This is a genomic window from Fulvivirga lutimaris (assembly GCF_009711525.1).
GTDB lineage: Bacteria > Bacteroidota > Bacteroidia > Cytophagales > Cyclobacteriaceae > Fulvivirga > Fulvivirga lutimaris.
In genome coordinates this window covers 1-18,638 of sequence record NZ_SMLV01000355.1, presented here as the reverse complement: position 1 = coordinate 18,638, position 18,638 = coordinate 1, and the positions used below count along the sequence as shown (strand labels likewise).

The window sequence follows — 18,638 nt, the reverse complement described above, 5'->3', positions numbered from 1 at the left end:
TGAAGAAAAATTAACTGAATTATACATAGAATTAATCAATAGACTATAAATGGAGACTTATTTAGAAACTACTAAAGATGTTTATAAAAGGGCGGCTGAAACACCTGATGTAGGGCTGTGCTGCACAACCACTCCAGTATGGCAGCTGCCAGATTTAGAGATACCTAAGCGCATGCTCGATATGAACTATGGCTGCGGTAGTACTGTAAATCCCAGAGATTTGGTTAATAATCCTACCATTCTTTATGTTGGAGTTGGCGGTGGAATGGAACTTTTGCAGTTCTCCTATTTTAGCAGAAGATCAGGTGGTGTGGTTGGCCTTGACGTAGTGGATGAGATGATTGAAGCCAGTCGTCAGAATTTCAAAGAAGCCGAGAAACAAAACTCATGGTTTAAATCGGAGTTTGTTGATTTACGAAAAGGAGATGCTCTAAACCTACCTGTTGAGGATGAGACCATTGATGTGGCTGCACAAAACTGCCTTTTCAATATTTTCACTAAAGATGATTTGAAAAAAGCTCTGACAGAGATGTATCGTGTTCTTAAACCGTATGGCAGGTTGGTGCTTTCAGATCCAATTTGTGATCAGGCCATGCCGGAGGCTTTACAAAATGATGAACGACTTAGAGCATTATGCTTAAGTGGAGCACTGCCATTGAAGGACTATATTAAAATGATAACTGATGTGGGCTTTGGTACTGTTGAAATAAGGGCAAAACGACCATATAGAATTCTTGATCCAAAGCATTACGATACTGATACTAATATATTTATAGAGAGTGTGGAAGTGTGTGCTATAAAAGATCCAATGCCAGAAGATGGGCCATGTGTATTCACAGGAAAAACGGCCATTTATTATGGCGATGAAGAGTACTTTGATGACCACAAGGGACATGTGCTTATGCCAAATCAACCATTATCCGTATGTGATAAGACAGCGAGAGCACTGGCTTCCTTAAAACGAGAAGATATATTTATTTCTGAGTCAACCCATTTTTATGATGGCGGTGGATGTTGTTAATTGTCTTTATGATAAAAGCTTCTAATTTTAATGTATGAATAAAATTAGGCTTTCAGGATCAACACTTAATATTTCCCCAATTGTCTTGGGCATGTGGCATGTAAACACCATTGAACAAAACCAGTTCGAAAAGTTAGTAGAGTCGGGCTTAGAGTCTGGCATAACAACCTTTGACCATGCTGATATTTATGGTGGCTACACTTGTGAAGGCATATTTGGAAAGTGGTTTAAAAATTCTTCTGTTAAGAGAGAAGATATTCAGCTGGTTAGTAAATGTGGCATTAAGCTAATATCTGAAAATAGACCTGATCATACCGCAAAGCAATATGATACTTCTAAAGCCCATATAATTGACTCTGTAAATAGAAGCCTGAAAAGTTTAAATACAGATTATCTGGACTTATTATTAATCCACAGGCCAAATCCGCTAATAAAGCCTAGGGAAGTTGGCGAAGCATTTGATGAATTAAAGGTGGCTGGGAAGGTAAAACATTTTGGAGTCTCAAACTTTACCCCCAGTCAGTTTAGCTATATTAAAAATGACTGCGGTGTTCCTTTGATTACCAATCAAATTGAAATTTCAGCGTTTGCTTCAGAGGTCATGTTTGACGGTACCTTGGACTATTTTCAAAAACACAAACTCAGCCTGATGGCATGGTCGCCCTTGGGTGGCGGAACGCATATAAAGAGTATTGTGGAAAATGAGCTTGTAAAAACACTGGCTAAAAAATATGAGCTGTCAATAGGAGATCTGCTTCTATGCTGGCTGCAAAACCATCCAGCCCCTATTGTGCCTGTTATTGGCACTATGAATCCTGATAGAGTAAAATCAGCCACAAAAACATTAGGAATTGCAATGGATAGTGCTGACTGGTTTCAGTTGCTGGAAATTACCAGAGGTAGAGAAATAGCCTAAAAGTTTTTAAGCTGAATTTTCATTCAGCACTACAATTGTAAAAGAATAACTAAAGGCCGAACTTTGTGTTTTTATTTCACAAGGCACTAATATCTGCATGACAAAATCACAAGGAGTTTTAGAGAAAGAACCAGTTGACAATACCGGTTACGACTCCATAGAAATCATCGGTGCACGTGAGCATAACCTCAAAAATATTAGCCTCACCTTTCCAAGAAATAAGCTTGTAGTTATTACAGGTATTAGTGGAAGCGGTAAGTCTTCATTGGCATTTGACACTATTTATGCGGAAGGTCAGCGAAGGTATATGGAGAGCTTTTCTGCCTATGCCCGGTCCTTCATCGGAAATTTAGAAAGGCCAGATGTTGATAAGATCAATGGCCTAAGTCCTGTTATCTCCATTGAGCAAAAGACAACCTCTCGTAATCCAAGATCTACAGTAGGAACGGTAACAGAAATATATGATTTTCTAAGACTGCTCTATGCCCGGGCAGGTGAAGCGGTTTCTTATATTACGGGCGAGAAGATGATAAGGCAGTCAGAAGATCAGATTCTGGATCACATTCTGAATAACTTTGATGGTCAGAAGCTGACCATTTTAGCCCCAATTGTTAAAGGTCGAAAGGGTCATTACCGAGAACTTTTCCAGCAAGTAAGAAAGTCAGGATATACCAAAGTTCGTGTTGATGGTGAGATGATGGAGCTTGTTCCAAAAATGCAGGCAGACCGTTATAAAACGCACGATATAGAAGTAGTTGTTGACAGGATAATAGCCAAGGCTGATGACAGGTACCGCATAAGTCAATCATTAGGTACTGCTATGAAGGAGGGTAAAGGAGTGATAATGCTGCTTGACCAGAATAATGAGATTCATCATTTCTCTAAATACTTGATGGATCCAAAAAGCGGGATTTCTTATGACGAACCAGCACCTAACAACTTCTCATTTAACTCCCCATATGGTGCATGTCCAAAGTGTAATGGGTTGGGCGTTACCGAAGATATTACAGAAGAATCAGTAATTCCAGATAGAAACTTAAGCATTAGCCGAGGAGGTATTTTGCCACTGGGTGAGTTTAGAGACATATGGATTTTTAAGAAAATTGAAGCTATACTAAAACGTAACAAGGTAAATCTCACTACTCCAATAAAAAATATACCTGAAGAGGTACTTCATATTTTACTTTATGGTGATGATGTGCCAGTTGCAGTTAGTTCGGTTAAGTATCCCGGTACGGACTGGAATACCAAGTTTGAAGGCATTATTCACTTTTTAGAGAAGCAGCGAGAAGGTGGGTCGGAAAAGATTCAGCAATGGGTGAATGACTTTACAATAGTTCAAACTTGCAGCGAGTGTAACGGTATGCGCCTTAAAAAAGAGTCACTGCATTTCCTTATTGATAATAAGAATATTGCTGAACTAGCCTTGTTTGATATTCAAACCTTAAGGACTTGGTTTGATGGATTAGAGTCCAGACTGAATGAAAAACAGAATAGAATTGCTGAAGAAGTTCTGAAAGAAATAAGAAAGAGAATAGGCTTTCTTTTAGATGTAGGCCTTGATTACTTGCATTTGAATAGGCCGCTGAAAACCCTTTCTGGAGGAGAGGCACAAAGGATCAGACTTGCTACCCAAATCGGAACGCAATTAGTTGGGGTTTTATATATACTTGATGAACCAAGTATTGGATTGCATCAGAGAGATAATGTCAAATTAATAAAGGCTTTAAAAGACCTTCGCGATTTGGGCAACTCTGTGATAGTTGTGGAACATGATCAGGAAATGATGATGGAATCTGATTATGTTATTGACATTGGTCCGGGTGCGGGTCGCCACGGAGGTCATGTGGTTGCCCAAGGAACGCCAGAAGAGTTTTTAAAGCTCAATAGCACGACAGCCCAGTATCTGAAGGGTACCAGAAAAATTGAAGTTCCGAAAGAAAGAAGAAAGGGAACTGGTAGTCATCTTAAATTAAAAGGTGCGGCAGGTAATAATCTTAAGAATGTAAATCTGGACATACCATTAGGAACACTCACATTGGTGACAGGAGTCTCAGGAAGTGGGAAATCAACACTAATTCATGATACCTTATTCCCCATTCTCAATCAGAAGTTTTACCGCTCCAGAACCGAGCCTCTTGAGTATAAGAAAGTGGAAGGCCTTGAGCATTTAGATAAAGTTATTGAGGTGGATCAATCGCCCATTGGCCGTACTCCACGTTCTAACCCGGCTACATACACCGGAGTGTTTACAGATATAAGATCTTTATTTTCCGATTTGCCAGAAGCAAAAATCCGTGGCTACAAGCCAGGCAGATTTTCATTTAATGTGAAAGGTGGCCGCTGTGAGACTTGTGAAGGCGCTGGACTGAGACTTATAGAAATGGACTTTTTGCCTGATGTTCACATTCCTTGTGAAACCTGCAAAGGGAAAAGGTATAACCGCGAGACCTTAGAAGTTAGATATAAAGGTAAGTCAATATCTGACGTGCTAGAGATGACTGTTGAAGAGGCAGTTCATTTCTTTGAACACCTTCCTAAAATTGTTCGCAAAATAAAGACACTTCATGAAGTTGGCCTTGATTACATCTCACTTGGGCAGCATGCTACTACACTGTCTGGAGGGGAAGCTCAACGTGTGAAACTCTCTACTGAGTTGTCTAAAAAGGACACTGGTAAAACGCTATATATTCTTGATGAGCCAACTACCGGCTTACACTTCCAGGATATCCAACACCTGCTTGATGTTCTAAATACATTAGCAGATAAAGGAAATACGGTCTTGATTATTGAGCACAACATGGATGTTATTAAAGTAGCAGATCATATTATTGATCTTGGCCCAGAAGGTGGTGCAGGTGGTGGTAAAATAGTTTGTTCTGGGTCGCCAGAACAGATAATTAAAAATAAAAATAGTTACACAGCACGTTTTTTAGCTAAAGAATTGGCCTAAAAATCGCCCTACTTTTGCCTTTTTGTTACGATGTTTAATATTTTTTTATAGATTTCATTTTTATTAAAAAGTTAACATCATGCTTAAATCACTTTTTAAACTATGTTCAGCGGTAACATTACTGCTTGTTTTTTCCTCAATGGCTACAGCCCAAAGTCAGGGAGACACCTTTGCCGCTGCCAAAGCATCTAAGTCAGCCAAATGGGTTTTAACCTATTCAGAGGCACCAGGCTTCGCGTCAAAAAATGCCTCTGGTCAAATGACTGGTATCTGCGTTGATATCATGACGAAATTTCAGGAGTATGTTCAGGAAAAGCATGGCATCAAGGTTTCGATGAGTTACAATGCCAAGAATCCTAATGATTTCACAAAATTTTTGGATGAAGTAAAAAATTCAAAGGGAGGTGTATTCGGACTGAGTAATACCACCATAACCACGGCCAGAAAAAGTATTTATAATTTCAGCCCAGCCTATATTACCAATATTGGTATGATCTTGACAAATAGCAACGTACCAACCATGACGCAGCTATCTGATATATCATCAAAATTTGCAGGCATGACTGCTGTAACCATAAAAAATTCAACTAATGAAAAGCGAATTCTTGATATTAAGAAGCAATATTTCCCTTCTATGAAAATTGAATATGTACCTTCTTTCGCTAAGGCTATGGATGCGATTGCTGCAGATTCGAAGAAATTTACCAATGTAGATTTCACCTATTACTTTGAGGCAATTCAAAATAGGAAGTCAGTAAAAAGACACCCAGGTGGAGATGACAAAACTGAGGAGTTCGGAATTATTATGCCTAAATCTAATGACTGGTCTCCTATCCTTGCAGAGTTTATGAATGGTGGATTTCTTGAAAGTGTTGAATACAAAAAGATTATATCTAACAATTTAGGTCAGTCGGCCATGAAATTCTTCGATACTTTGAAGTAGAAGGATGTTACGATAAGAGATAATAAAAATGCCGCTGATCAGCGGCATTTTTATTATCAAACCAAAACCTTAAAACTCATCAACTATGAATTAATGATGTAATAGTATAAAGCTTAAAACTAAAAAAAGAGTTCCTTATATTACCGAATATATTTTCCTGATTTTCAATACATTCACATCACTTGCATGTAACTTAACATCGCCAAACAAAAAGGTGAATTGAACCAAAAAAGTGCAAGTAAATGGTACCAGTTCCTAAATCATCAAACCCAAGAATTATTATTATAGGCGGAGGCTTTGCCGGAGTTAAGCTCGTCAAAAAATTAAAAAGCCTCCCTGTTCAAATTGTTCTTTTTGATAGGAATAATTATCACACATTTCAACCACTCCTCTACCAGGTGGCAACGGCAGGCCTGGAGCCTGACTCAATTGCTGATCCGCTAAGAAAGCAGCTGGAACCTGTTAAGAACTTCTTTTTTAGAATGGGTGAGGTTTACAAAATCAACCCCGAAGAAAAAATCATTGAGACAGAGATTGGACCATTGGATTATGATTATCTGGTGATAGCCACAGGCTCGAAAACGAGTTACTATGGTAATCAATCTATAATGCAAAATGCCTTTCCATTAAAGCAGATTCCGCAGGCGCTCGATTTAAGAAGTCATATCCTGCAGAATTTTGAGGCGGCCACAATATCAAATGACAAGGAGGAGATAAATTCCAGAATGAACATTGCTGTTGTTGGAGGTGGGCCAACTGGTGTGGAGGTTTCTGGGGCGTTGGGAGAACTGAAAAAAAACATCTTACCTAAAGATTATCCTGAGCTGGATTTTGATCAGATGCATATTACTCTGCTTGAAGGTTCTAGCAGATTACTTGGTGGGATGTCTGAATTTGCCTCAAACAAAGCTTTGAAGTACCTGAAGAAGTTTGATGTTAATGTTCAGTTGAATACGCTGGTAGAGTCTTATGATGGTACTGTTGCCAAACTCAACAACGGCAAAGAAATTAAAACACATACCTTAATTTGGGCGGCTGGTGTTGAAGGAAATTTCCCTGAAGGACTTCCATCAACGGTGGTTGAAAGAGGTCGTCTATTGGTTGATCATTTTAATCAGTTGGAAGGTGCCAAAGACATTTTTGCAATTGGAGATATTGCCTTGATGAAGGGAGAGGGGTATGAAAAAGGTTTTCCTATGCTGGCGCCAGTGGCTATTCAGCAGGGGGATCATTTAGCCAAAAATTTTAAAAAACTGCTTGCAGGAAAGGAACTGCAGCCTTTTAAGTATATGGATAAGGGTTCAATGGCAACTGTTGGTAGAAATAAAGCTGTAGTAGACCTTCCTGGTAATTTACGATTCGGGGGCTTTTTTGCATGGCTTATTTGGATGTTTATTCACCTTATATCAATTATTGGATTTAGAAACAGGCTTATAGTTTTTAGCAACTGGGTGTGGAATTATTTTACTTATGACAAAGGCACACGACTGATCATTCGTAAGTTTGTCCCGAAAAATAAGAAAGAATAATGGCCAAGAACAGTCAGTATATAATTGGACTTATCATGATCGCCTTTTCAGGCTATCAATTATTCATAACTGAATACTGGGAGTTTGCGCTTTACATTTCGGCAGGCCTGGCGTTTGTTGTTATGGGTATGATTAAGAATGAGGTTTTTCCTGATCACAAAAAACTAATGACTATTCTTTCCTGGGTGCTCATTTTCATTGCGGGCTTTTTGTTGCTCTTTCTGGCTCGAACGGATTATTAACCCCTTCAAAATTCTATTTATCCCATTGATAAAAAAATAATTACCTGCTAGACGGTTTTTACCTAATTTTAACATTTGATTAGGAGAAACTTTGAATAAGCTCAAACTATATTGGTCATTGCAGATTGGAGGTTGGTTTGCTTTTGCATTCGTGCAGACCTTAGGCTTCTTGCTGTTTGGCGATAATAAGATATCTGCCTTTCAGATTTCTTTTTGGGTTCTGGAGGCCTTGGTTTTTCTAATAAGCACTCACTTATTTAGAAACTTCGTAATTGCTAAAAATTGGCTGGCACTTAATATGGCCAGTCTGATTCCACGCATTGTGGTGTCTGTGTTTGTGCTTGCAGTTGCTGTTTACGTGCTAAGGATGCTGATTTCGGTGCCACTTGGTATGTATAGCCCAACTATTGCGTGGAGTTTTTCTAACCTGTTAGGTCTATCTTCAGTTTATGCGTTGATCTTCTTTCTCTGGTCAGTCTTATATTTTATTTACCACTATTTTGAGCGCTATAATATTTCACTAAAGCATCAGGCGGCCATTAACGAGATTGAGCTTAATAACTTGAGGTCTCAGCTTAACCCACACTTTATATTTAATGCATTAAATAGTATCAGAGCTTTAGTTGATGAAAATCCAAAGAAGTCAAAGCACTCTATAACTCAGCTGAGTAATATCCTACGTAACTCGTTGGTTTCAGATAAAAAGACAGTTACCAGATTTGATGAGGAGCTCAAGATAGTTAAAGATTACTTAGGTCTTGAAACCATAAGATTTGAAGAAAGACTGAAAACGAGTTTTGATATACATCCTGACTCCAACATGTTTTTTGTACCACCGTTAATGCTTCAGACTTTAGTTGAGAATGGGGTGAAACATGGTATTTCAAAATTGAAGGAAGGAGGTAGCATAAATTTGAAAACCATCGTAGAAGAAGATAAATTTAAGATACAAATTAGAAATAGTGGTATCTTTAAGCTTAACGGTACCTCTAGAAATAAACCAGGACTAGGTTTGAAGAACACGCGACAAAGATTGGAATTGCTTTTTGGTGATAATGCGTCTCTTCAAATTTTCAACGAGTCGCCTAACGTAGTTTTAACAGAATTAATCATTCCACAGAATAAATATGAGAGCACTAATAGTTGATGATGAAAGGTTAGCAAGAAAGGAACTAAACACGCTACTTCAGGAATATGATAATATTGAAATAATAGGTGAGGCAGCTAATGTTGATGAGGCTTATGAAATGATCAATGAGCTTTCTCCAGATCTTCTTTTTCTTGATATTCAGATGCCGGGCAAGACAGGTTTCGAGCTTTTAGAGATGTTGGATGAGGTGCCCAAAGTCATTTTTACCACTGCCTATGATGAGTTTGCTTTAAAGGCATTTGAAGTAAATGCTCTAGACTACTTGCTTAAACCTATTCAGGAAGATAGATTGAAGGATAGTATATCTAAACTGCCTGAAGCAACAGCCAAACCAAAACCAGTAGAGACAACAGAGAAGAAATTAGGTTTGGAAGATCAGGTGTTTGTTAAAGATGGCGATAGATGTTGGTTTGTAAGCCTTTCCAATATCAGGGTTTTTGAATCTGATGGGAATTATATCAAAGTTTACTTTGACAACAACAGACCAATGATTCATAAATCACTAAATGCTTTAGATGAAAAACTTGATACAAGAAGTTTCTTCCGCGCTAGCCGAAAGCATATTATAAATTTAAGCTGGGTTGAAAGCATTGAGCCGTGGTTTAACGGTGGCTTGATGGTAAGACTAAAAGGTGGCGATAAAGTGGAAGTAAGCAGACGTCAGGCAGCGAAGTTCAAAGACATGATGAGTTTATAATTAGCCCTGAGAAAGCTTTTTGATAAACTCAATTAGTTCGGCTTCCACATTCCAGTCTTTAGCTAATTTAAGCATTGCTGTGGCTTCCAACTCGGTAACATAGCCTTTTAGATTGTTAGCCTGCCAAACCATATCGATGTACATGACCCTTTTTTCCTTGGGATAATCACCAACCACATCGTTAAGATATTCTCGGGCTCTTTCAAATGAGTTGAAATAATCCTTTGCGATGAATTCATTTGCCCACTCCAGCTCCTCATGACCATCAAGTTCATCAGCCGTAGCATCTAAATTCTCTCTTTCATCATCATCTAAGCCATGATAATGAAAAATGACTGACTTTAGTAGTAAGTAGGCTTTCTTTTCTTCGCTGGTCATAAACTCTAAATTATTCCAATTTTTTTAAAAACGAAGAATTTTATAGGGGTTTTAAATTATAGAGCACAGGTCTGCTTGGGCTGGCGTCTATTTCCATATTAAGTACCTGAAGGTTAAGTAAATAAAGGCCATCTTCAATACTGTCATCAACATATATTAATTCAGTTACCGTGCACGACTTCCTTATTCCTTCAGGTATATTCCAAAAAGCCCGATGAGCGAGCAGTGCACCGCCATCAACCTCTTTATCTAAAGAGGGTAAATCAATAAGCAGATGCTTCACGTTTTCCTCTTTAAGCTTTTCAGCAATCCGATGGTCAAGATAAGGTGGATTCGTACCCGAATATTTTCTGGTTAGTTTGCTTTTATCATTAGGTGAGCTCCTGATAATAACGGCATCGGTCTTGAATTTCCTCTTTTTCAAATAATCTTCAAATTTCAGCAACTGATCTTCTCCGGATTGAGAAATATCTAAAGTGATTAGCTCAGCTATAAAATGAAATGAAGATAAAAGGGTATTTATATTATCTGATTCATCAGCGCTTAAATGCCCAAAAGATTCGGTATGGGTGCCATTGCCATGCGGGGTTAATCGTACTTCCTTATAATTAACAGATCCTCCGAGGGCAACACTACCCACAAAGTCACCACTTTTTATTGTCTTAAACTCTACATCCGAGGCGTAGTAGCAGTTGGGGTTTTCTTCTCCATTTTTTAGTGGAATAGATATATCTATTGGCTCATTAAGATCAGCTTGAAATTTTTGTTGATGGTGAAAGATTTCAATTTTCATTTTAGTCAATTAAGAACATGTCTGAAGATATTTTATCAGCCAGTAGTTTTCCTGCAGTGGTTAATATTAAGTTATTCTTCTCAGTATATGCCAGCTCATTAGTTAAAAGTGAATTAATATAATCCGTATCATTTCGATAGCCAAACCCTTCTAGCTTTTTGAGATTAATACCCCACTTGGTTCTGATGGCAGTTAATATGTAATCATTGATAATATCATTTTTTGACAAATACTCAATGTCATAAGGTATAGTGCCCTCAGCTAATGAATTAATATATTTCTGATTATTACGAATGTTATACTGTCTGCTTTCCAGGTTATAAGAGTGAGCGCCCGGGCCAATCCCTAAATAAGCTTTCTGCTGCCAATAGGAAGTGTTATGATTAGAATAAAATCCATCTCGACAAAAGTTAGAAACTTCATACTGCTCAAAACCATGTTGGTTGAGCATACTTATCATGGTATCAAATTGTGCTGCAGAATAGTCATCTTCAACAGGTTTTAATTGTCCTTTTTTGGCCCATTTCCCAAAGGCTGTCTGAGGCTCAATGGTTAGGCAGTAGGCCGAAATATGTTCTGGATTCATTGCAATTACTTTATCCAAGTCCTCTAGCCATTTTTTATGATCCCTGTTTGGAATTCCATAGATAAGGTCAATACTGATATTTTCGAAACCTGCATTTCTTGCATGTTCCATACAATCTAAGGCCTGCACTCTGTTATGAGCTCGATTTAGAAATTTCAAAACTTCATCATCAAAGGACTGGATTCCTATACTTAACCTATTGATTCCTATTGATTTCAATGCTTCAAGTTGCCTTTCAGATAGATCATCAGGGTTGGCCTCTAATGTTATTTCTGGGCGAGCTGTTACATTATAATTAGCAGAAAGGGTGTCTAATATGTCATTAAGCTCTGAGGCTTCTAACATTGATGGTGTACCACCTCCAAAATATATTGTATGTATGGGTTCATTTAAGTAATTCTTTTGAAGCACTAATTCCTGCTTAATGGCTTCAATCATCAATTGCTTATTTTTTAAATTAGTACTGAAGTGAAAGTCACAATAATGACATGCCTGCTTACAAAAAGGAATATGAATATATATACCTGCCAAGTGATTACATTTGGGTTGACTTCAAAAATACTTCAATTCTTGCCAAAGCATTTCCTTTTAATATTATTGTTTTTTCTAAATGCTGAGCTATTATGTGCCCAGCATAATATCATTCATTTTGAGGGGGAAGGCGCTCAGTTTACTAAAGATATTGAAAACCTAAAGGCAATTGAAGATTCATCTCGGTTGGTTTATGAACTGAATGATATTATTCAGTTATATCGTACCAGCGGCAATTTATTGGCCAGTTACAGTATCAATAGAAATACAACGGGTTTTGAGGTGATAGTGAATCCGGGGGTTAGATATGACTGGGCTGCTTTAAAGAAAGGCAATGTTCCAGAGCTCATTTTATCCAAATCAGGTTTTCGGCAGCGGTTCTTTACGGACAAACCTTTCAGAGTAACTGAATTAAATAAATTATTTCAACGAGTGCTCGGTGAAAGTCAGAATTCTGGGCTTCCTTTTGCTGCGATTAAGCTTGATTCTGTCCAAATACAAACTGACGAAATATCAGCTGTTTTAAATTATTACTCTGGTCCTGAAATTCGTTTTGATTCTATTTCAATAATGGGCACTCAAAAAGTGAAAAAATCATGGCTTTCAGCTTATTTGGGCATCAGGCAAGGTGAGTTTTTCAACCAAAAAAAGGTAGATGAAATTGGTTTAAGAATATCAGAACTTACATTTCTTAATCTTGAGTCTGTGCCTGTTGTCACATTTCAAAATGAAGAAGGAATTGTTCATCTAGAGCTTTCTGATGTAAAATCAAACTATATAGATGGTATTGTAGGTTTTCTACCTAATGAGCAAGAGGATGGAAGGCTGTTGATTACAGGTCAGTTGGACTTGTCTCTGGATAATATTTTTAGTTCTGGAAAAAGGTTAGGCCTTCAATGGCAAAGCTTAAAAGCCAGGTCACAAACTTTGGAGGCCCAATATTTCCAACCAAACATTTTCAAATCGGCCATCAACTTTGAAGCAAACTTTAACCTACTAAAAGAGGATACCTTATTTCTAAACCGTGAAGCTGAGCTTGGCTTTAACATGAAACAGGCTAAAGGTTCTTTATCTATTTTCTACCGGAATAGAAATATGTCTGTTCTAACCAATGAAGTTATAGATAACGATCTGGCAGATATTAATTTGGACTATTATGGTCTAAGGTACCGATACAATAAATGGCCCATAAGGGGCCTGAAGAAACGAGGGTTAGGCTTTCAATCAGAAGTGGCAATTGGCAATAAGGCAATCGGAGAAAACAGGAATCTTGATGCAGGGGTTAAGGATGCAATAGAGGAAAGGAGTATTCAATATTTAGTTAAAGGTAGAATTACAAACTCACTATGGATGGGAAAGTATTTTGTTTTGTATAATGGAATATCATATTCAAGAATATTTAATGACTATCTGTTTAAGAATGACCTGATGCGGGTTGGTGGCTTGAAAACAATTAGAGGGTTTAATGAAAACTTCTTTTTTGCATCTGAAGCGGCTATTTCAAATATGGAGCTGCAACTTCATTTCCAAAGCAATTCTTACATATTCATGTTTTATGATCAGGCTATTCTTAAGAACTCAATCTTAGAATTGAGCCAAGAAGACCAACCTCTGGGTATAGGTCTAGGTCTTGCCTTACAAATGAATACTGGCCAGCTTAACCTGGCCTATGCGCTTGGAAAATCTGTAGATCAGGAGCTTGATTTAAATCTCTCCAAATTTCATTTCGGTTATGTAGCCAGATTCTGATAACTTAGAAGCCAAATTAGTAGCCATTGAGAGTTTTACTTTACATTATCATTTTACTCACCTTTTCTGAAAGTGCCTTTTCTCAGACCGATACTGTTTTGGTTAAAGACTTCAGTAAAGAGTGGTATTTTTTTGATGGTGATAAACAACTACCACTTGTTAGAAAATCGGACTTCAAGGGGAATATTGTTACACTAAATATAGATAAGCGTGATTATGAAGATGCCTTATTATCAATTCAATCATCGCAGGAGATTTCACTTTTCGTTAACGGAAGGTTGATAGATGTTTTTTCTGATAAGATGGATCTTGATTTTCATGAATTGGGAGGGGAACAATATATTGTGTCTCTTTCAATTTATTCAAAGACTCTGAACCCTTATCTATTATCTACAGGAGCTTATAAGGTTATCAATGGTAATTTGGATCCGTTAAAAGACGATGTAGTGGTAGTTAACCCTAGATCAAGTGACTCTTTTTTTAACTTCCTTATTTCTTCGCTGGTTCTTCTTGGAGTTTTCTTTGCCATTTTAATGAACAGATTTCCAAAGGTGATTTCTGAGTATTTTCGACTTTCCAGAGCTGTTTCCCCAAGAGAGTTAGATGAAAACTTATTAAAAAGCAGGCCCTTGGTGGCAAGTAACATGTTTGTTTATGCTTTTCTCAGCTTGGTAATAGCGTTTAATGTTCTTGGGCTTGTGAATATTTCTGGGGCATTGCCTCAAATGGAGATATTTCACCCATCAAGTTTTGGTCAGGCCATGTGGTCATGGTTGCAAATATCGGTGCTTGTGTTTGGAGCCATTTTTTTGAAACTCATTGTGGTAGGTTATTTCGCCAGTCTATATAGTTTACAAGGCTTTATAAATAGCCATTTTTATAATTTTACCAGACTACTTTTAATGATTGCCTCCTTTGTGCTGTTGCTAATTACATTTTTCCAGTTAGGGGGTTTTCATCTCGAAGCTGCCACCTATTACAATATGTATATCGCTGCTATATTTTCACTTACACTGCTCTCAGTTATTATTTACCTTAAATTATTGAGCTCAGCACCTTTTAAAAATCTACATTTATTTTCATACCTTTGCGCCACAGAATTGATCCCTTTTGTAATAATTCTGAGTTTAGGAATAAATAAATCATTCTAACAACAGGTAAATCGTTGATTGCTGATATGACAGATCAAGTGAAAGAGAGGATGCGCGAAGTTAAGAGTATCCTGGTTTCTCAACCAAAACCACAAGACGAAAACTCACCTTACTTTAAACTAGCCGAAAAATACAATCTAAAGGTAGACTTTAGACCATTTATTCAGGTAGACCCAGTTTCTATTAAGGAGTTTAGGAAACAGAAAATTGATATACTTAATCATACTGCGGTAATTTTTACCAGCAGGAATGCAGTGGATCATTTTTTTAGTATTTGTCAGGAGCTAAAAATAGAAATGCCTGCAGATATGAAATACTTCTGTATTTCAGAACAAACAGCTAATTATCTTCAGAAGTACATAATTATCAGGAAGAGAAAAATCTTCACAGGTCATCGTACGGCTGAAGATTTGATCGAGATTCTTAAAAAGCATAAGAATGAAAAGTATTTATTCCCATGCTCTGATATTAGAAAAGATGATATCCCCGAATTCTTAAATACGAATGGGTTTAAATATTCTGAAGCTATTATATATAGAACAGTGGCGAGTGATTTAAGTGATCTGGAGAATGTTTATTATGATATTCTGGCGTTTTTTAGCCCTTCAGGAATTAATTCATTGCTTATTAACTTTCCTGAATTTAAGCAGAATGTTACCAGAATTGCGGCATTTGGACCAACAACTGCGAAAGCAGTAAGAGATGCTGGTTTAGAGCTGGATATTGAAGCTCCTTTACCAAATGCTCCATCCATGACAGGTGCTATTGAACTCTATATTAAAAAGGCTAATGGTTTAAAATAATGTAATTAACATTGCTATTTCTTTATTTTAACTTTAATTTTTTGCCTTTTAAAGCTAACTGTTTGAATCTATTGTCAAAAATATCTTATATTTAAGACTGCTTTTGACTTTTTATATGCGCAAAATTATTTTTTACATATGGTTAGGGGCCAATTTTTTTAACGTTCAGCATGCGTTGGCTCAACAAGATGCACAGTTCTCATACTATATGAAGAACATGTTGTATTATAATCCAGCTTTTGCCGGTTCGGAAGGAATTACCCAAATAACGCTTCTTCATAGAACGCAGTGGGCAGGCTATGCTTCTACTTTTGATGATGGAGGTGCCCCTCAAACTCAGGTGTTTAGTGTTACCACTCCTATATATAAGTTTAGAAGTGGTTTTGGAGCTCATATAGTTAATGACAATCTAGGGCCATTAAATAACCTAGAAGTTCAAATGTCCTATGCCTATCATTTAGGTATTAAGAATTCTAAGTTGAGCTTTGGGTTAAGAATGGGCGTTTTTTCTCAGTCTATTGATTATGACCAATACAGAGCAATTCAGCCTGATGATCCCGCATTAATAGACAAAAGTGGTAAGGAGTCTCAGGTAAGACCTGATATGGCGTTAGGTGTGTATTTTAGATCAGAGAAGTATTATGTTGGCGGTTCATTTAATCACGTATTAAAGTCAGAGTTTGATTTTGGAGTGAACAATGTTAGAAATGCCCTTGAAAATCATGCATACTTAACCTTAGGTTATATTCACAATGTTAATTTTGATTTAAAGCTTTCTCCATCTATGATGGTTCAAACTGACTTTAATGAGTATAGTTTCATTATCGGTGGATTGGCTTACTATAAAGACACCATGTGGGGTGGCGCATCCTTTAGACAAGGGGATGACGTGAATATTTTATTGGGATACAATTTTTTGAAGGATAAGTCGTTGAGCTTTGGCTATTCCTTCGGTTATGTGATCAAGGATCAGGATGCGAAACAGGCAACAACACATGAAGTGTTGTTAAGTTATCAATTGCCTGTTAACCCTGGAACTGGTAAGAAGGTAGTACGAACTCCAAGGTTTAGACATTAACAAATGAAAAATTTTGGATTTAGTAATAAATTATACAATTTGTAAAATAAATTTTAAATTTTCGAAGGCTGAAAATCCTTAATCAAAGATTTTAAATAGATTTTTTTTTATATATTTCCACTTTGAAATTTGAACTAAACTGGTTGGCTTTAACTGAATGGTAGTTAAAGGATTAAAGATAAAGTGTTATGCGTATACTAATTAGGAGATTCTTCTATTCGTTGGTGTTGTTATCATCAGCATTATTGGGAGGTTGTGGTCTTCTCGGCCTAGGTGGCGGAGGCGGTGGTGACCAAGGGGAGTTGGTAGGTGTACCTGGCCGTGAAGGTTGGGTGATGGTGCAGCCGTATGGAATGATGCCTATTCCTGCTGGTACCTTTCACATGGGACAGGCAGATGAAGATCCTGCTTCAACACAAATAAACTTCAACAAGCAAATTACTATCGGTCAGTTCTATATGGATGATACCGAAATTACTAATAATGAGTACCGTCAATTTATTGATTTATTGATGCAAGACTCTATAAGTGTATTGGGAGAGGACAAAATCATGTCTGACTATTATCCTGATACTACAGTATGGGTTAAGGATTTTGCTCACCATATGGGTGATCCTGTTATGGATTATTATTACTGGCATCCTGGTTATGATGACTATCCTGTTGTTGGTGTTGACTGGGAAGCTGCGGTTTATTTCTCTGAGTGGAGAACTGCATACTGGGCTGACTATAGAAGAAGTGTTGGAGAAGTGCCAATGCCTTCATTCCGTCTTCCTAATGAGGCTGAGTGGGAATATGCTGCAAGAGGTGGTAGAGATATGGCTAAGTATCCTTGGGGTAATCCATACATAAGAAACTCGAAAGGTTGTATGCTAGCGAACTTTAAGCCGGGTAGAGGTAACTTCTACGATGACGGTTTTGCTTACGCAGCACCTGTAGCTTCTTATTTTGCTAATGATTATGGATTGTATGACATGGCTGGAAATGTATCTGAATGGTGTCTTGATGACTTCAATCCGGCATCTGTTCCTTTAGTATGGGATTTGAACCCTCAATATATTGAGAAAAGAACTGATCCAAATCATCCTAAATATAATCCTGACATTATACCTAAGAAGGTAATTAGAGGAGGGTCATGGAAAGATGTGGCTTACTATTTAGAGACAGGAACAAGAACATTCGAATTTAAAGATTCAACTAGAGCATATATAGGATTCAGAAATGCTATGACTCACTTAGGTAGATCATCAGGAGCTGAATTTTAAATTTGATTTTATCAACCAATTAGATTAAACTTAACTAGTATTAAATTAAAACCTTAAGACAATGAGTAAAAAGAAAGGCGGATTTGCAGAACTTATGTATAAGACCATTATGCCTAAGGTATATGGTATAGGTGCTGCCGTTGTAATTATCGGTGCATTATTTAAAATACTTCACCTTCCTGGTGCCAATGAAATGCTTATGATTGGTTTATCTGTGGAAGCTGGAATTTTCTTCTTAAGTGCATTTGAGCCACCACACGCTGAACCAGATTGGTCAAAAGTATATCCTGAATTAGCTGAAGACTATGATGGACCTACTGCTGCACCTAGAATTTCAAACAAAGCTGCATCTGGTGCTTCACCATCTCAAGAAATTGATAAGATGTTAGAGAAAGCTAAAATTGGCCCGGAATTGATCGATAGCCTTGGAAAAGGTATGAGAAATATGGCTGAGTCAGCTTCTAAAATGTCGAATCTTGCTGATGCTGCAGTAGCTACTAATGATTACGCTAAAAATGTAAAAACCGCCTCTCACTCATTATTAGAAATGAATAAATCATATGCTACTACTGCTAATGCAATGGTAGAAATGGCAAATGCATCTAAAGACGCAAAAGAATATCACTCTCAAATTCAAAACGTTACCAAAAATCTTGGTGCATTGAATGCAGTTTACGAAATGGAGTTAAAGGATTCTGACAGTCACGTGAAAGCTATGAACAAGTTTTACACGAATATGGCTCAGGCTCTTGAAGGAATGACAAGTGCTGGTGAAAATACCAAGCGTTTTGCAAGTGAGTTGGATAAACTTACTGGTAATTTAACATCTCTTAATAATGTATACGGCAATATG

17 protein-coding genes are annotated in these 18,638 nt (G+C 37.3%); 14 read left to right on the top strand and 3 right to left on the bottom strand.

Annotated elements, in window-relative coordinates:
* Window positions 1-49: 49 nt before the first annotated feature.
* The 8 genes from arsM (at window position 50) to E1140_RS08915 (ending at window position 9,451) form a co-directional block, all read left to right on the top strand.
* Window positions 50-1,021: an arsenosugar biosynthesis arsenite methyltransferase ArsM gene (arsM, locus tag E1140_RS08950; protein WP_155182004.1), complete on the top strand. Its 972-nt coding sequence runs from the start codon at window positions 50-52 to the stop codon at window positions 1,019-1,021.
* Window positions 1,022-1,055: 34 nt separating this feature from the next.
* Entirely contained in the window at window positions 1,056-1,937 is an 882-nt protein-coding gene (locus tag E1140_RS08945) for an aldo/keto reductase (protein ID WP_155182001.1), read from the top strand.
* 97 nt (window positions 1,938-2,034) lie between these two features.
* A complete protein-coding gene (gene uvrA, locus E1140_RS08940) occupies window positions 2,035-4,890 on the top strand; it encodes an excinuclease ABC subunit UvrA (RefSeq protein ID WP_155181997.1) in 2,856 nt (951 codons plus the stop codon).
* A 79-nt stretch (window positions 4,891-4,969) separates the two neighbouring features.
* Complete coding sequence (locus E1140_RS08935) at window positions 4,970-5,833, top strand: substrate-binding periplasmic protein (protein WP_155181994.1); 864 nt, start codon at window positions 4,970-4,972, stop codon at window positions 5,831-5,833.
* Between the two features lie 242 nt (window positions 5,834-6,075).
* Window positions 6,076-7,362 (top strand): NAD(P)/FAD-dependent oxidoreductase, encoded by a 1,287-nt coding sequence (locus E1140_RS08930; RefSeq protein WP_155181991.1) that lies wholly within the window; start codon window positions 6,076-6,078, stop codon window positions 7,360-7,362.
* On the top strand, window positions 7,362-7,604 hold the full coding sequence (locus E1140_RS08925; RefSeq protein ID WP_155181989.1) for a hypothetical protein: 243 nt from the start codon (window positions 7,362-7,364) through the stop codon (window positions 7,602-7,604). The genes E1140_RS08930 and E1140_RS08925 overlap by 1 nt, the downstream gene beginning before the upstream one ends.
* A 91-nt stretch (window positions 7,605-7,695) precedes the next feature.
* On the top strand, window positions 7,696-8,751 hold the full coding sequence (locus E1140_RS08920) for a sensor histidine kinase (protein WP_246202748.1): 1,056 nt from the start codon (window positions 7,696-7,698) through the stop codon (window positions 8,749-8,751).
* Window positions 8,732-9,451 carry a LytR/AlgR family response regulator transcription factor gene (locus tag E1140_RS08915; RefSeq protein WP_155181985.1) on the top strand — a complete coding sequence of 240 codons (720 nt, stop codon included), beginning with the start codon at window positions 8,732-8,734 and terminating at the stop codon, window positions 9,449-9,451. Before E1140_RS08920 ends, E1140_RS08915 begins: the two co-directional genes overlap by 20 nt.
* Here E1140_RS08915 and E1140_RS08910 read toward each other — a convergent pair whose 3' ends face one another.
* From E1140_RS08910 to hemW, 3 genes are read right to left on the bottom strand one after another with little or no spacing between them, the layout of a single operon-like run.
* A complete protein-coding gene (locus tag E1140_RS08910) occupies window positions 9,452-9,829 on the bottom strand; it encodes a hypothetical protein (protein WP_155181982.1) in 378 nt (125 codons plus the stop codon).
* A 40-nt stretch (window positions 9,830-9,869) separates the two neighbouring features.
* Window positions 9,870-10,622: a cyclase family protein gene (locus tag E1140_RS08905; RefSeq protein ID WP_155181979.1), complete on the bottom strand. Its 753-nt coding sequence runs from the start codon at window positions 10,620-10,622 to the stop codon at window positions 9,870-9,872.
* Between the two features lies 1 nt (window position 10,623).
* Window positions 10,624-11,739, bottom strand: coding sequence for a radical SAM family heme chaperone HemW (hemW, locus tag E1140_RS08900; RefSeq protein WP_155181976.1), 1,116 nt, complete (start codon window positions 11,737-11,739; stop codon window positions 10,624-10,626).
* Here hemW and E1140_RS08895 point away from each other — a divergent pair.
* The 6 genes from E1140_RS08895 to porL all read left to right on the top strand — a co-directional run.
* The gene (locus tag E1140_RS08895) at window positions 11,719-13,488 is read left to right on the top strand and encodes a BamA/TamA family outer membrane protein (protein ID WP_155181973.1); all 1,770 of its coding nucleotides are present in this window, start codon (window positions 11,719-11,721) and stop codon (window positions 13,486-13,488) included. The genes hemW and E1140_RS08895 overlap by 21 nt on opposite strands.
* Window positions 13,489-13,514: 26 nt before the next feature.
* Window positions 13,515-14,639 (top strand): DUF4271 domain-containing protein, encoded by a 1,125-nt coding sequence (locus E1140_RS08890; protein WP_155181970.1) that lies wholly within the window; start codon window positions 13,515-13,517, stop codon window positions 14,637-14,639.
* 26 nt (window positions 14,640-14,665) lie between these two features.
* On the top strand, window positions 14,666-15,442 hold the full coding sequence (locus E1140_RS08885; RefSeq protein WP_155181967.1) for a uroporphyrinogen-III synthase: 777 nt from the start codon (window positions 14,666-14,668) through the stop codon (window positions 15,440-15,442).
* A gap of 115 nt (window positions 15,443-15,557) precedes the next feature.
* On the top strand, window positions 15,558-16,520 hold the full coding sequence (locus tag E1140_RS08880; protein ID WP_155181965.1) for a PorP/SprF family type IX secretion system membrane protein: 963 nt from the start codon (window positions 15,558-15,560) through the stop codon (window positions 16,518-16,520).
* Window positions 16,521-16,708: 188 nt separating this feature from the next.
* Window positions 16,709-17,785, top strand: coding sequence for a T9SS ring complex lipoprotein PorK/GldK (porK, locus tag E1140_RS08875; RefSeq protein ID WP_155181962.1), 1,077 nt, complete (start codon window positions 16,709-16,711; stop codon window positions 17,783-17,785).
* A 61-nt stretch (window positions 17,786-17,846) separates the two neighbouring features.
* On the top strand, window positions 17,847-18,638 hold a 792-nt coding region (gene porL, locus E1140_RS08870; protein WP_155181958.1), incomplete at its 3' end, for a type IX secretion system motor protein PorL/GldL.

What these genes read in the sequence shown, in the direction of transcription:
- arsM (WP_155182004.1), top strand. Translation starts at nt 50, where the DNA reads ATGGAGACTTATTTAGAAACTACTAAAGATGTTTATAAAAGGGCGGCT.
- E1140_RS08945 (WP_155182001.1), top strand. Translation starts at nt 1,056, where the DNA reads ATGAATAAAATTAGGCTTTCAGGATCAACACTTAATATTTCCCCAATT.
- uvrA (WP_155181997.1), top strand. Translation starts at nt 2,035, where the DNA reads ATGACAAAATCACAAGGAGTTTTAGAGAAAGAACCAGTTGACAATACC.
- E1140_RS08935 (WP_155181994.1), top strand. Translation starts at nt 4,970, where the DNA reads ATGCTTAAATCACTTTTTAAACTATGTTCAGCGGTAACATTACTGCTT.
- E1140_RS08930 (WP_155181991.1), top strand. Translation starts at nt 6,076, where the DNA reads ATGGTACCAGTTCCTAAATCATCAAACCCAAGAATTATTATTATAGGC.
- E1140_RS08925 (WP_155181989.1), top strand. Translation starts at nt 7,362, where the DNA reads ATGGCCAAGAACAGTCAGTATATAATTGGACTTATCATGATCGCCTTT.
- E1140_RS08915 (WP_155181985.1), top strand. Translation starts at nt 8,732, where the DNA reads ATGAGAGCACTAATAGTTGATGATGAAAGGTTAGCAAGAAAGGAACTA.
- E1140_RS08910 (WP_155181982.1), bottom strand. Translation starts at nt 9,829, where the DNA reads ATGACCAGCGAAGAAAAGAAAGCCTACTTACTACTAAAGTCAGTCATT.
- E1140_RS08905 (WP_155181979.1), bottom strand. Translation starts at nt 10,622, where the DNA reads ATGAAAATTGAAATCTTTCACCATCAACAAAAATTTCAAGCTGATCTT.
- E1140_RS08895 (WP_155181973.1), top strand. Translation starts at nt 11,719, where the DNA reads ATGAATATATATACCTGCCAAGTGATTACATTTGGGTTGACTTCAAAA.
- E1140_RS08885 (WP_155181967.1), top strand. Translation starts at nt 14,666, where the DNA reads ATGACAGATCAAGTGAAAGAGAGGATGCGCGAAGTTAAGAGTATCCTG.
- E1140_RS08880 (WP_155181965.1), top strand. Translation starts at nt 15,558, where the DNA reads ATGCGCAAAATTATTTTTTACATATGGTTAGGGGCCAATTTTTTTAAC.
- porK (WP_155181962.1), top strand. Translation starts at nt 16,709, where the DNA reads ATGCGTATACTAATTAGGAGATTCTTCTATTCGTTGGTGTTGTTATCA.